General features: G+C 38.5%; 12 protein-coding genes and 1 riboswitch. Of the genes, 1 reads left to right on the top strand and 11 read right to left on the bottom strand.

The genetic code is table 11. The annotated features are described in order from the left end of the window. Window positions 1-3: 3 nt before the first annotated feature. On the bottom strand, window positions 4-579 hold the full coding sequence (locus POF52_RS02700; RefSeq protein WP_013084915.1) for an ECF transporter S component: 576 nt from the start codon (window positions 577-579) through the stop codon (window positions 4-6). A 154-nt stretch (window positions 580-733) separates the two neighbouring features. After that, window positions 734-876, bottom strand: a riboswitch (FMN riboswitch). Between the two features lie 298 nt (window positions 877-1,174). Between POF52_RS02700 and serA the strand changes: the two genes are divergently transcribed. Continuing rightward, window positions 1,175-2,749, top strand: coding sequence for a phosphoglycerate dehydrogenase (gene serA / locus POF52_RS02695; protein ID WP_016765490.1), 1,575 nt, complete (start codon window positions 1,175-1,177; stop codon window positions 2,747-2,749). Between the two features lie 34 nt (window positions 2,750-2,783). On the opposite strand, the gene POF52_RS02690 is transcribed toward serA, so the two are convergent. From POF52_RS02690 to POF52_RS02645, 10 genes are all read right to left on the bottom strand, one after another. Then, window positions 2,784-3,473 (bottom strand): peptidoglycan DD-metalloendopeptidase family protein, encoded by a 690-nt coding sequence (locus POF52_RS02690; protein WP_271989576.1) that lies wholly within the window; start codon window positions 3,471-3,473, stop codon window positions 2,784-2,786. A 169-nt stretch (window positions 3,474-3,642) separates the two neighbouring features. Next, the gene (locus tag POF52_RS02685) at window positions 3,643-5,415 is read right to left on the bottom strand and encodes an ATP-binding protein (protein ID WP_013084918.1); all 1,773 of its coding nucleotides are present in this window, start codon (window positions 5,413-5,415) and stop codon (window positions 3,643-3,645) included. Then, window positions 5,415-6,131 (bottom strand): response regulator transcription factor, encoded by a 717-nt coding sequence (locus tag POF52_RS02680; protein WP_013059051.1) that lies wholly within the window; start codon window positions 6,129-6,131, stop codon window positions 5,415-5,417. Before POF52_RS02680 ends, POF52_RS02685 begins: the two co-directional genes overlap by 1 nt. A gap of 344 nt (window positions 6,132-6,475) precedes the next feature. Then, a complete protein-coding gene (gene ccsB / locus POF52_RS02675; protein ID WP_271989573.1) occupies window positions 6,476-7,654 on the bottom strand; it encodes a c-type cytochrome biogenesis protein CcsB in 1,179 nt (392 codons plus the stop codon). Between the two features lie 11 nt (window positions 7,655-7,665). Beyond that, a complete protein-coding gene (locus POF52_RS02670) occupies window positions 7,666-9,288 on the bottom strand; it encodes a cytochrome c biogenesis protein ResB (protein WP_271989571.1) in 1,623 nt (540 codons plus the stop codon). Window positions 9,289-9,300: 12 nt separating this feature from the next. Next, entirely contained in the window at window positions 9,301-9,822 is a 522-nt protein-coding gene (gene resA / locus POF52_RS02665; protein WP_013059054.1) for a thiol-disulfide oxidoreductase ResA, read from the bottom strand. 196 nt (window positions 9,823-10,018) lie between these two features. Beyond that, entirely contained in the window at window positions 10,019-10,744 is a 726-nt protein-coding gene (locus POF52_RS02660; protein WP_013059055.1) for a pseudouridine synthase, read from the bottom strand. Between the two features lie 86 nt (window positions 10,745-10,830). Continuing rightward, a complete protein-coding gene (locus POF52_RS02655; RefSeq protein WP_013084923.1) occupies window positions 10,831-11,364 on the bottom strand; it encodes a spore maturation protein in 534 nt (177 codons plus the stop codon). Further along, window positions 11,361-11,960 carry a nucleoside recognition domain-containing protein gene (locus POF52_RS02650; RefSeq protein ID WP_013059057.1) on the bottom strand — a complete coding sequence of 200 codons (600 nt, stop codon included), beginning with the start codon at window positions 11,958-11,960 and terminating at the stop codon, window positions 11,361-11,363. Before POF52_RS02650 ends, POF52_RS02655 begins: the two co-directional genes overlap by 4 nt. Continuing rightward, the gene (locus POF52_RS02645) at window positions 11,953-13,101 is read right to left on the bottom strand and encodes a D-alanyl-D-alanine carboxypeptidase family protein (protein WP_047932137.1); all 1,149 of its coding nucleotides are present in this window, start codon (window positions 13,099-13,101) and stop codon (window positions 11,953-11,955) included. Before POF52_RS02645 ends, POF52_RS02650 begins: the two co-directional genes overlap by 8 nt. Window positions 13,102-13,197 lie beyond the last annotated feature (96 nt).

The raw sequence follows: 13,197 nt of genomic DNA, 5'->3' as shown, positions 1-13,197 counted from the left end.
GAATTAAACAGCAATGCGACGCGTGATCCATTGCTTCATTTTTGAAAACAATAAGACAAAGATAACCCCTGTTGCTGCTCCTTTTATTAAGTTAAACGGCAAAATACCTGCAACGATATATTGACGTGCTTGTTCACTAGACATTTCTGGCGATTGCAAGAAGATTGTATACGCTGGTAAGAAGACATAATAATTTAAGACAGCCATGAGTACCGTCATTACCACCGTACCCGTAACCAAACCTATCGTTACACCTTTAGCCGTTTTAAATCGGTTGAACATGTATGATACAGGAAGAACGAACAGTAAACCAGCCACAAAGTTCGCCACTTGACCAACTGGAACCCCTGTAGCACTTCCTTGAATTAAATAATTCAATAAATTTTTTATTCCTTCTACTATAACAGCAGCCATCGGTCCAAATACAAGTGCTGCTACGAGTGCAGGAATTTCGCTAAAATCAATTGTTAAAAACGGAGGTAATCCAGGAATTGGAAAATTAATCATCATTAAAATATAAGCAATACTACTTAACATTCCTAGTATGACCAGCTTTTGAGTTTTCTTACTTTGTTGCATCTTGCCTCTCTCCTTCTTTGTGATCCACTCTTCAAAGAAGAAAGGTTCAACTTTATATCCCCACGCAAAAACCTCCCAACAAACGATTCGTTGAGAGGAGACATGGTAGGCATATTTAATAAACGTTCATCACATTAGGTTTTGAACGCTGAACCTCCACCTTCTCCCATCCAGACTGTACTGTCGGCTTTGGAATTTCACCAAATCTGCTCGTATGTATTACATATAAGCTCGCGGGCTCAAAACAATTTGTTTTTTACCGCCGGTCGGGAATTTCACCCTGCCCCGAAGATAGACCAATATTTAATTATGAATTTATTATATGTTATCTCGAATTAAAAGTAAATAAAGAAGTTTTTTAATTCCTATTAAATTGATGTCTTTTATAAACTTCATTACTGTTTTATATGTAAAATAAGGAAATAAGTGCATAACCAACAGTATTATGACATATTTATAGTTTCAATTTTACGTTTATAATTGTGTATTTGATAACTAATCGTAAAGTTTGAAAAATATAATTGACAGAATTTTTTTAACATGGTAAATTATCAAATATTTGATGATAGTAAAATCCAAGGGAGATGTTCACGTCATGTATAATGTATTAGTAGCTGATTCAATTAGCAATGAAGGTCTTGCTCCACTACTTGAAGCTCCTCATGTGAATCTTACGCGCAAAAAAGTTGAAGAAGTTGAGAATGATTTGCATACGTACGATGCGCTTTTAGTACGGAGTGCTACGACGGTTACAGAGGATTTGCTGGCAAAAATGCCGAATTTAAAAATTGTTGCTCGCGCTGGAGTAGGTGTCGATAATATTGATATTGAAGCCTCAACCAAACGAGGGGTTGTCGTTATTAACGCGCCGAACGGAAATACCATTTCAACAGCGGAACATACATTTGCTATGATGGCTAGCTTGTTTCGGCATATCCCCCAAGGAAATGCTTCAGTCAAAGCGCGCGAATGGAACCGCTCAGCATTTGTTGGAACAGAGCTTAATCGCAAACACCTGGGCATTATCGGATTTGGACGAATTGGCTCAGAGCTTGCCAAACGCGCAAAAGCCTTCAATATGAGCGTTCACGTTTACGATCCTTTTTTAACCTCTTCCCGAGCTGAAAAGCTAGGCGTAGAACTATTATCCCTGGATGAATTACTAGCAGCAGCGGATGTTATTACCGTGCACACTCCGCTTACCAAAGAAACAAAGGGATTGCTCAATCGTGACACGTTAGCCAAAACAAAGAAGGGTGTGTTTTTATTAAACTGCGCACGCGGCGGGATCATTGATGAAAAAGCCTTAGTTCATTATTTAGAAATTGGCCATGTTCAAGGTGCAGCTATTGACGTATTTGAAGTTGAGCCGCCGATTGATAACCCTTTGTTACATTTTGATCAAGTTATTACAACTCCCCATTTAGGAGCTTCTACAAAAGAAGCCCAGCTTAACGTTGCTGAAGACGTGGCACATGACGTTTTGCGTTTTCTAGAAGGTAATCCTGTAAGCTCATCCATTAATTTACCGACGCTTTCTAAAGAAGTTTTTGAAAAAATTCAGCCGTTTACGAGCCTTACTAAACAAATGGGAGCTATCTTATCTCAATGCATGCGAGAACCTGTTCAGCATATCTCTATCTCCTACGGAGGTACAGTGACGGATTTGGAAACCACTTATATTACACGAAGCTTATTATCAGGCTTTTTAACTCATCGTATCGACTCACCTGTTAACGAAGTCAATGCTTCTATGATTGCCAAAGAACGAGGAATTACATTTGGTGAAAAAACATCGGAAGATACGCAAGGATATTCCAATATGATTGACGTTACCGTAACAGGCGAACAGCGTACATTTACCATTACGGGCACCTATATAGCCGGCTATGGACCTCGAATTGTTAATATTGATTCGTTTGATATTGATTTTTATCCGGAAGGACATCTTCTTTATATCCGTCATAGTGATCAGCCTGGAGTTATTGGAAATGTAGGGAAAGTACTTGGAGATTTACGTATTAACATTGCTACCATGCAAGTGGGCCGTAAGCAAAAAGGCGGAGAAGCCATTATGATGCTTACGTTTGATAAACTTTTAGATGATTCTGTCATCGCCTCGTTAAAACAAACAAGCGAAATTGTGACCATACAGCGTATTGAATTGTGACATTGAAAAAAAAGAGCCTGAGCGGCTCTTTTTTTTATGGACTTATTTTTAACACTTGTCCTGCATTTAACATCGTATTTTCTAAATGATTCCACTTTCTTAGCTGATCCATATCTACTTCATATTTGACTGCGAGCTCAGATAATGTATCTCCTTGATGGATAAGAATACAGTTATCAGAAGTCTGATGTAACTGCTGAAAAACCGTGGCAGCTAAATCGCTTTTTACGTATGCCGATAGTTTTTGCTTGTCCAATTTGGCAAGTGGGTTTACTGCATTGGTTTTATCCGGATTCCAACTTCCTTGATGAACTTCAAAATGCAAATGTGCACCTGAAGATCGCCCTGTATTGCCAACTCGTCCAATGTTTTGACCTGCGGCTACACGATTCCCTTCTGCAACAAAACGTTCCTCTAGATGAGCATAGACCGTTTCGTATCCATTTATTTGTTTGATAAAAACAACCTGTCCATATGTATTTGAATAATAAGAGCGGCTCACCACTCCTTTTGCAACAGCATACACCTGTGTACCAACAGGTGCTGCTATATCAATTCCAAAGTGTTTGGCGTGACGTGAACCAAATATATCAGTTAAGACTCCTTCAACCGGCCACTCCCACTGCTTCTCTTCTGCTTTTACCATTTGCCCGCCCAAAAATAAAAGACCTATACACAATCCCATTACTAATACAACCAATATTCTTCTTAACACGTCAATCATGAAGAAAGAACCTCCTATGTAGATCATTGCACACAAAACATACTATATGCCAATTCCTTCTCTTTTAGACTTGTTTATAGAAAAAATAAAGAGATGTGATTCTCCACTGAATCACATCTCTTTGTTATTCTTATTATTTCAGCCGAACAAGCTGTTATTTAGCATGTGTTTACTTTGGCAGTTTGATAAAGAAAGTTGTTCCTTCATTTAATTCACTTTCAACCGCAATGATCCCTTGATGTGCCTCCACGATATTTTTGGCGATTGCAAGCCCAAGACCAGTTCCTGACTTCCCTCTCGTTCTGGCTTTATCCGCTTTATAAAATCGTTCAAATACAAATGGAAGATCTTCTTTCGGAATGCCTGCTCCTGTATCTTGAACAGAAAGATGGATTTCGGATTGACTTTTATCAAGATGCAGCTTTACTTCTCCGTAGTCATCCGTATGACGAATAGCATTATCAATTAAGTTTGTCAGCACTTGTTCCATACGGTCTGAATCAATCATCGCCTCAAATTCATCTTCTACTTTTCCATTAAGAGACAATTTAATATGTTTTTCTTTAGCTAACCCTTGAAACTTACGCAAAACACGTTCTGTAAATTCAACCATTGCTACAGATTCTAAGTGAAGCTGCACATGTCCCGCTTCCATTCGCGCCAAATCTAAAAGTTCATTTACAAGCCGGCCCATACGGAGTGATTCATCATAAATCACCTGTGCAATTTCTTTCTTTTCTTCATCCGTACTTGCAATATCGTCAATAATAGCTTCACTATAACCTTGAAGCATAGAAATAGGTGTACGCAATTCATGAGACACGTTTGCAATAAAATCTTTTCTCGATTTATCAAGTTTACGCTCTTCAGACATATCTCGTAGTACGGCTACAGCACCGCGAATTTTCGTTTGATTATAGAGCGGTGACATTAAAATGACCCACGTTTTCCCTTGAATTTTCAATTCTGCACTTCGCTCCGTTTCAGTTTCTACTACCGTTTGAAACAAATGGACAACGTTTGCTGGAAGCTCAGGCACCTGCTGATTGTTGACATCCTGCTCGTAATACCAAGTCTGAAGAAAATGCTCCGCTGGGGGATTGGTAATTAAAATCGACCCGTCTCTACTAAACGTAATAACACCGTCTGCCATACTGCTTAAAATACTTGAAAGCTGCTCTTTTTCCTGATTAAGCGCATTGAGGTTAAACTTTAACTGCCTGCCCATTTGATTAAAAGCAATCGCTAACTCTCCAATTTCATCGTGAGTTAAAATAGGTACTTTTGTATCAAAGTTGCCTTTTGTTACTTCAAATGCCGCCTGCCTCATTTTTCTAAGAGGCGCTGTAATTCGAGTGGATAAGAAAAAAGCAAAGATAGTAGTTAAAATAATAGCAATACCTGCAGCCAATAAAATGAACTTAGTCGTATATTGAGCGGGTTCTTCAATTTCAGAAAGAGATTGATACAAATAAACGCCGCCTGTCGGTTTGTTATCTTTCATTAAAGGTACACCGACAACAAACATTAAAGGTTCATCACTCGTGTCTTTCTTTGTGGTCATGTACATTTTTTCCCGTATTACTTTACCTTTTTCAACCACTTGATTTAGCTGATCGTTTTGTTTAACAATGGCCGAAATAGCTTTCTTATTTTCTTTATCAGGATGTGTGGAATGCCAATAAAAATCTTTGTCTTGAACAATAACTACACTTGCTTGGTCTGCAAGTTCACGAGCAATGGATAGTCCTAGTTTTTCATCGTCGGTTTCCTGCACAATGGTAGAGATTTTAGCAGCCGTTTTAGTTAAACGGTTTTCTGCATCTACAACATGATAATTTTCAAAAAACTGAAGCAATAAAATAGTCAAAATAAATAAAACAAGCGTGACGAGCAATAGGATAGTAAACCATAGTTTACCAACTACACTTCTCCAAAACATCAGTTATTTTCAACCTCAAATTTATACCCTACTCCCCATACGGTTACAATCATTTTCGCCGCTTGTGACGATACACGATTTAACTTTTCACGCAAACGCTTGACGTGCGTATCTACCGTACGAAGATCTCCAAAGAAATCATAATGCCATACTTCACGCAGCAGCTGTTCTCTGTCATATACTTTATCTGGCGTTTTTGCAAGGTAGCATAATAATTCATATTCTTTTGGAGTTAAGTTAACTTCTTTTCCGTCTGCTGTAACGCGATGTGCATCATTATCAATCGTTAAGTGATCAAAGACGATAAGATTTTTCACGCTCGTTTCTGGTTGAATAAACGTTGCTTGAGAAGAACGTCGAAGCAGTGCTTTTACGCGAAGAACCACTTCTCTTGGGCTAAACGGCTTAACGATATAATCATCTGTACCTACTTCAAACCCTTGGACTCTGTTTACTTCTTCCCCTTTGGCTGTAAGCATGATAATAGGAGTTGCTTTTTTCTCCCGAATTTGTTTACAAACCTCAATACCATCTATGCCGGGCATCATTAAATCCAATACAATCAAATCATAGTCTATGTGTAACGCTTTTTCGATTGCTTCATGCCCATCTGCTGCTTCTTCAATGATGTATCCTTCTTTTTCTAAGTACATTTTTAACAATCGTCTAATGCGATCTTCATCGTCTACTAGCAGTAATCTTTGTTCGTTTTGCATGTATTTTCAACCTCCTAGTCTTAGTGTACAAAAAAAAACCGGCGAGTTCTACTTATGATACCCAAACAATGTGACAATTCGTGAACACCTTTACGAAAAACAGCTGTTTTTACCAAAAAGAGGTTGAGACGCAACGAAATCCATGCAATCTACAGCTGAATAAATAAAATAAAGAAGCTAGTAGGGGTCTTCCACGGCTATAAGCACCTACATACACGAACCTTGCGTTCACCATCTCAATGAAAAAATCCGAACGAATGAGATTCTCCATCAAGAATCTCATTCGTTCGGATCTTTCTTCAACTAAAATATCTTCGTTTCAGCCTCTATGCTATTATTAAAGGTTACGCATATGAATGTAAACCTGCAATAATTAGGTTCACAGCCACTAAGTTGAACATAATGATGGCAAACCCGCCAACTGCCAGCCAAGCTGATTTTTCACCGTGCCACCCTTTCGACAGCCGAAGATGAAGAAAAGCGGCGTAAAATAAAAAGGTGATCAGCGCCCACACCTCTTTAGGGTCCCACCCCCAAAAACGCGTCCAGGCCATCTGAGCCCAAATCATAGCGAAAATAAGTGCTCCTAGTGTGAAAATAGGAAATCCAATCGCTACTGCTCTGTAGCTTACTTCATCAAGCAAGTCGCTGTTTACCTGTTTCACAAGCGGCTGCAGCGCAGCTCCAATTCGCTTCCGTAAAATAAGACGAATCAGCCAATATAAGACGAATCCACCAGCTAACGACCAAATGACCGTATTTAATTTTTTAGCATTAATAATAGCCGGCATATCAATAAGCGGCTGTATATCGTTCCCATCTGTCCACTCACTTTGATGCGGCCCCACTATCGGAACCATATGATACACGACTTGCTCTTGTTCTCCACTTTTATTAACCCAATTAAATGATGATTCGTAGTGAGCCACATTAAAAGCCAGCGTCACCGCTACAAACCCAAGCGTACTAATAAGCGTATACAGGATGAATTCCAGCCAAAATGCTTTTTTATTTCGTTTGGATTGGTCAATCGTTTTGATTAAATAAATCAATCCTGCAACAAAGCTAATAGAAAGCACAGCTTCACCCGTAGCTGCGGTTGTAACATGAATATGCAGCCAATTCGTTTGGAGAGCCGGTATCAGCGGCGTAATTTCAGTTGGAAACATGCTTGCATAAGCAATGATCAAAAGAGCCACCGGCAATGCAAACAATCCAAGCATGCTAAGACGATAAATAAAGTAAATAACAATAAATGCGCCAACAAGCATCATGCCAAAAAACGTCGTAAATTCAAATAAATTACTAACAGGAGCGTGGCCTGATGCAATCCATCTTGTAATGAAGTAGCCAATCTGTGCAATAAAGCCGATGATGGTAACCGCAATTCCAAACGTTGCCCACTTTGTTTTCTTTTGAGCTGCTCTCTTATCTCGAATAGCTCCTCCGAAAAAAAAGGTTGCAACTAAATAAGCAATAAACGCCACATACAGTAAATTACTACTTATACTCGCGTAATCCATGCTTTTTCCTCCTATTTTGTTTCTTTATCATTTTGGTCCTTCAGCTGTGTAAGGGATGTTGATTCTAATAAACCATTTAGTTCTTTTTTAAGCCCATACCAGTTTTTATTTGTATGTGCGGCCAACCATATCTCATTATTGACTTTTTGAATCCACATGCGGCGATGATTCCAATACATCCCTTGAATTACACCAATCATAAAGATGGCTCCGCCAACTCCTAAAAACCAAAGCGTATAGTCTCTGCGAACAGTTAATCCCGTTACATTTTTCGTTTCCACACCAGCAAAGGTCATTTTATAATCGTTATTTCCTAGCGGCTCCAAGTTCTCTCTAATTCCAACAAAAGCAACTTCACCTTTTTTATGCTGAGGGGTAATCATTTTAAATACAAAAGCCGGATTGTTAGGCACTCTGGTCTTTGTATTTGGATTTCCTTCATCATCAAAGAAAAAGTCTGGAAAGTAACTCATGAGCTTGACTTTATATCCGTTTTTTAGATCATATGTTTCTTTTGGATTATGTAAATCTACTGTAAGTGAACCAACGTTTCTATTTGCATTTTTATCTGTTAAATGGAAAGACATAGAGCTAAATTCATTTAACTTGAAATCCACTTGGTACATGGCATATCCTTCAAACTTAAGCGGCTGATTCACACGAATCTCTGAATCTTTTATTTTCTTTAACTTTGGATCTGCTCCCGGTATAAGCTTTCCTTCGCGCTTATACAGACTAACATCCGCTTCATATTTTTTGGCTACTTTATTATTCCCTGCACGATCAATTGCTTCTTGAAACACAGCGTTTTCGCTATCTTTATCATACATTTCAACAGTAAAACGATGGTTTTTCAAAAAATACTCTCCGTTCGTCCCAGGAATAACTTTTGTTTCACCTTCACGGATCCAAAGAACTTCATCTATATACATACCTGGTACAAACCTAAGCATAGCACCTAGTAAAAAGATAATGAGACCGATATGATTAACGTATGGACCCCATCTTGAGAAGCGTCCTTTTTCAGCCAGCAGATTGCCGTTTTCTTCACGAATAGAGTATCTTCTTTTTTTAAGCATACTTTTTACATGTTCATAATCTTGATCCGTCCACGATGATGAAGTGCTATATAAACGCTGTCTTTTTAAGAAGTTTGGATGTTTTGTTACACTCTGCCTTTTTAGAGCTCGGTACAAAGGCACTACTCGATCTAAACTGCAAATGACTAACGACATTCCTAAAGCAGCAATTAAAAGCAAGTACCACCATGATTCGTAGAGATGATGAAAACCTAACTTATAATAAAGCTCTCCTGTCCATCCATATTCCTTTTGGTAATACTCATCTGCTGTCACATTAGGAGGTATGTAAGCTTCTTGAGGATAAATGGTTCCGACTGCAGACGCAACAAGCGTCACGATAATGATCCAAATACCTACTTTTACAGAAGAGAAAAAGTTCCATATTTTATCGATAACTGTTTTATTGTACGTTTGCGATCGCCTTGCGCTTCCTTCATAACGCATATCTACTAATTTATCAGTTGTTTCTTCTGCAATCGGCTTTCCACAGGCTTCACACAAAATCGTACCATGCGGGTTAACGTGTCCACATTCACATTTTACGTGTTTCATTGTCAACACTCCCTATGGTTTAATTTCTTCCATATATTCTTTTATTTTAGATTCTTCCAATCCCCCAATAAAACTGTCTACAATCTTTCCGTTTTTATCAATTAAAAATGTAGTCGGCAGAGGATCTATTCCGTATGCACCCAACACTTGTGAATCTTTATCCATCAAAATCGGAAAAGATAGCTCATACTGTTTAGCAAATTGCTCTACTGCTATATTCGTTTCTGCAACGTTAACAGCTAGAATTTCGACACCTTGCTTTTTATATGATGCATACTGCTTTTCCATAGCCGGCATCTCTTGTTTACAGGGCTTGCACCATGTTCCCCAAAAATTCAAAAAAACTCCTTTGCCTTTGTAATCTGATAGCTGATGAGTTTCTCCATTAACATCTCTTAATATAAAGTCAGGTGCCTTATCTCCTACTGATACCTTTTGTTTATCAGCAAAAAATTGAGCATAAAGGGTATATCCAACCGCGCACAGCAAAACTGCCAATATAACTGTTCGAATAATCAAGCGCTTTTTTTTCATGGCATGAACTCCTTTTAACCGCTTTCAATACGCTTTTTTCTACCATTATATCATTTTTGTGGTAGTGGCTTTCCAATAATATTTCGACGTTTCTGTGAAGTCTTTCTCTCATTCTACAAGTTCGACATTTTTTCAAAAAACCTTGCTTGTTTTTCTAATTCACGACATTTTTCATAAAAAAACAGGCAAGTGAAAATTACTTACCCGTTTGAGACATTGAATATAATTGTTTGACTTCATGCGCTGTAAGCTCACGAGCTTCTCCTGCATTTAATCCGCGTAAATCTAAAGGTCCGTAGCGTTCACGTTTTAATTTTAAGACAGAATGCCCAATTGCATCGAACATGCGACGTACTTGACGATTTTTCCCTTCATGAATCGTCAATTCCACAATCGCCGTCTGCTTGCTTTTATCAATAGAAAGAACTTTTGCACGAGCTGGTGCTGTTTTTCCGTCCTCTAGCATCACACCGCGCTGCAGCTGTCTGATTTTTTCACGACTTGGAATTCCTTTAATTTTAGCCACATACACTTTGTCCACTTCAAATTTAGGGTGCATTAGCTGATTAGCAAATTCACCGTCGTTTGTTAAAAGAAGTAAACCCGACGTATCATAGTCTAGACGTCCAATTGGATAAATTCTTTCCTCTACATGTGGAAAGAAGTCAACGACTGTTTTTCTTCCCTTGTCGTCGTTAGCAGCTGAAATTACGCCTCTTGGTTTGTATAACATAAAATAAACGGGCGCTTCGCTTTCTACAGGCACTTCGTCTACTTCAATTTTATCGTTAGGACCTACTTTCGTGCCCAATTCTCTTACAACTTTTCCATTTACTTTCACTCGGCCTTGGCCGATTAATTCTTCAGCTTTACGTCTTGATGCTACACCTGCGTGAGCAATCACTTTTTGTAATCGTTCCATTAACACTTCACCTCTTGTAACATCTTACTTGTTTACGAAGTAATACACAAGTGTATTTGCCACTCAGAGGTAGAATTTTCGATTTCTTACCGGCCAAACACAAGGATTACAATGACAACTGAAGCAATAATTCCTACCAAATCTGCCAGTAAACCAACCTTCAGCGCATCTCCCATTTTTTTAATGCCAACCGCTCCGAAATAAACCGTTAAAATATAAAATGTGGTATCTGTACTTCCCTGCATGGTCGATGCCAAACGACCGATAAAAGAATCAGGTCCGTATGTAGAAATTAGATCCGTCGTGATACCAAGAGCAGCCGTTCCAGATATCGGTTTGATAAGAGCTAAAGGTACAATTTCAGCCGGAACGCCGACTGCTTGCAGCATAGGTTTTAAAACAGATAAGAAAAAATCAAGCGCTCCTGAAGCTCGAAAAATAGAGATGCTCACTAACATGCCGACTAAGTAAGGAATGATGGAAAAAGCAATTTGTAATCCGTCTTTCCCTCCCTCTACAAACTTTTCATACGTAGGAATTTTTTTATAGGTTCCATAAAGTAAAATGCATCCTACGATAAGAGGAATAAACATCAATGATACTTGATTAAGCATAGTCATTTTCGTTTTCCTCCTTTTCGTGTACGTCGATAATAAAAGAAGCGATCAATGATGATAGCTCCTATCGTAGCTACAACAGTTGCTAAAAGCGTGGTACCGACAATTTCAGTAGGATTAGCCGAGTTATACGTAATCCGAATGGCAATAACTGTGGTTGGTATAAGTGTTAAACTGGTTGTGTTAAGTGCTAAAAGTGTGATCATAGAACGGCTTGCTTCGTCTCTATCCCCGTTTAGCTTTTTAAGCTGCTCCATCGCTTTAATGCCAAGAGGAGTTGCCGCATTCCCGAGCCCAAACATATTCGCCATCATATTGGACAATATATACCCTAAGGCCGGATGATCTTTTGGAACATCAGGAAAAAGTCTTGTAATGATGGGTCGAAACAGTTTCGCTAACTTGTCGAGAAGTCCTGCACTTTGAGCAATATTCATCATCCCTAACCAAAAGACCAGCACGCTGATTAACCCAATGCTGATGGTCACTGCTTCGCCTGCTCCTTGAAAAATTGCTTTGTTTACATCACCAATTTTTCCATTTATAATCGCAAAAACAATTCCGATAATGGTCAGCAGCATCCAAATAATATTAACCATCTGTTTTAGCTCCAGACTGAATAAACATTAATCGCTTCACTTTATCAAAAAAACCTTTTTGCTGCTCGGACTGCTTTTCGAAATAAATTGGAACACTGTCAATCGTCTCTCCACTTCTATAAATATCGAGCTTTCCTACCACATTTGGAACTTCCCCTGTTTCTTTCCACTGCTTTTTAGGCTGAATTAACGTTGTTTTTACTTCTACAGAGCTTTGTTCTTTCTTTGTGAGCGGATAGACGACATTTCGTTTAATATACAGCTGATCTTTATAGAAAGAATTTTTTATATCGGCCAATTCTCCTTTGGAAGCTAAACTGGTCATATCATATTTATCAAATGCATTTTCATACATGGAAATGTGATCGTTCCAATCATCTGGAGCATTAATCGTTACGGCAATTAAATCCATTCCATCTTTTGTAGCAGTTGTCACAAGCGTTCGTTTTGCTAATTTTGTATACCCTGTTTTTCCGCCAGTACAGTATGCATATAGTGTTGTCAGCAGTTTATTTTTGTTTTTCCACACTCGATCCCATTTCTCTTCAGGATGCTTCATTCGATAGACTTTTGTTCCTGAAATCTCTTTGAAAATTTTATTATTCATTGCATAGCGCATGAGCAGAGCCATATCGTGCGCGGTTGAGCGATGATTTTCATGATCGTCTAACCCATGCGGATTTTGAAATGTTGTATTTGTCATGCCAATTTCTTCTGCTTTTTTATTCATCAAATAAACAAATCCATCTTCGCTTCCTCCAACGGCTTCTGCGATAGCTACAGCAGCATCATTACCTGAACGAAGCATCAAGCCATATACTAAATCTTTTAATTTTATTTTTTCACCTTCAACTAAATACACAGAAGAACCTTCAACACCAACTGCGCTGTGGCTCACGGTAACTGTTTTATTTATTTTGCCAGATTCAATCGCCAGTATTGCTGTCATAATTTTTGTAATGCTAGCAATTCGGCTAACTTGATCTGCATTTTTAGCATATAACACTCTCCCTGATTTCTGTTCCATCAAAATAGCACTATGAGCACTTACGCTCCCCGCTGCAGATGATATGGAAGGCCAACCGCTGAGACATAGCAATACAATAAATAGATAGATGATACTTTTTTTGCTTCTTTTCATGTCATCCCCGTCCCTCTACCTGTTTGTACAAGTTTATGCTCGTCTTTTTTGGTTATGAATGAAAAGATTTGTCCATACAAAAAAGAACATAGAAAA

This window comes from Priestia sp. AB (genome assembly GCF_028369225.1).
In the GTDB taxonomy this organism is placed as follows: domain Bacteria; phylum Bacillota; class Bacilli; order Bacillales; family Bacillaceae_H; genus Priestia; species Priestia megaterium.
Note: the sequence above shows the minus strand (reverse complement) of the source record. Positions and strands in the feature narration are given on the sequence as shown.

Excerpts from the sequence above, each read along its gene's own strand:
- POF52_RS02660 (WP_013059055.1), bottom strand. The coding sequence starts at position 10,744 with ATGGAACGATTACAAAAAGTGATTGCTCACGCAGGTGTAGCATCAAGA.
- POF52_RS02650 (WP_013059057.1), bottom strand. The coding sequence starts at position 11,960 with ATGGTTAATATTATTTGGATGCTGCTGACCATTATCGGAATTGTTTTT.
- POF52_RS02680 (WP_013059051.1), bottom strand. The coding sequence starts at position 6,131 with ATGCAAAACGAACAAAGATTACTGCTAGTAGACGATGAAGATCGCATT.
- POF52_RS02690 (WP_271989576.1), bottom strand. The coding sequence starts at position 3,473 with ATGATTGACGTGTTAAGAAGAATATTGGTTGTATTAGTAATGGGATTG.
- POF52_RS02670 (WP_271989571.1), bottom strand. The coding sequence starts at position 9,288 with ATGAAACACGTAAAATGTGAATGTGGACACGTTAACCCGCATGGTACG.
- POF52_RS02655 (WP_013084923.1), bottom strand. The coding sequence starts at position 11,364 with ATGACTATGCTTAATCAAGTATCATTGATGTTTATTCCTCTTATCGTA.
- POF52_RS02700 (WP_013084915.1), bottom strand. The coding sequence starts at position 579 with ATGCAACAAAGTAAGAAAACTCAAAAGCTGGTCATACTAGGAATGTTA.
- resA (WP_013059054.1), bottom strand. The coding sequence starts at position 9,822 with ATGAAAAAAAAGCGCTTGATTATTCGAACAGTTATATTGGCAGTTTTG.
- POF52_RS02645 (WP_047932137.1), bottom strand. The coding sequence starts at position 13,101 with ATGAAAAGAAGCAAAAAAAGTATCATCTATCTATTTATTGTATTGCTA.
- POF52_RS02685 (WP_013084918.1), bottom strand. The coding sequence starts at position 5,415 with ATGTTTTGGAGAAGTGTAGTTGGTAAACTATGGTTTACTATCCTATTG.
- ccsB (WP_271989573.1), bottom strand. The coding sequence starts at position 7,654 with ATGGATTACGCGAGTATAAGTAGTAATTTACTGTATGTGGCGTTTATT.
- serA (WP_016765490.1), top strand. The coding sequence starts at position 1,175 with ATGTATAATGTATTAGTAGCTGATTCAATTAGCAATGAAGGTCTTGCT.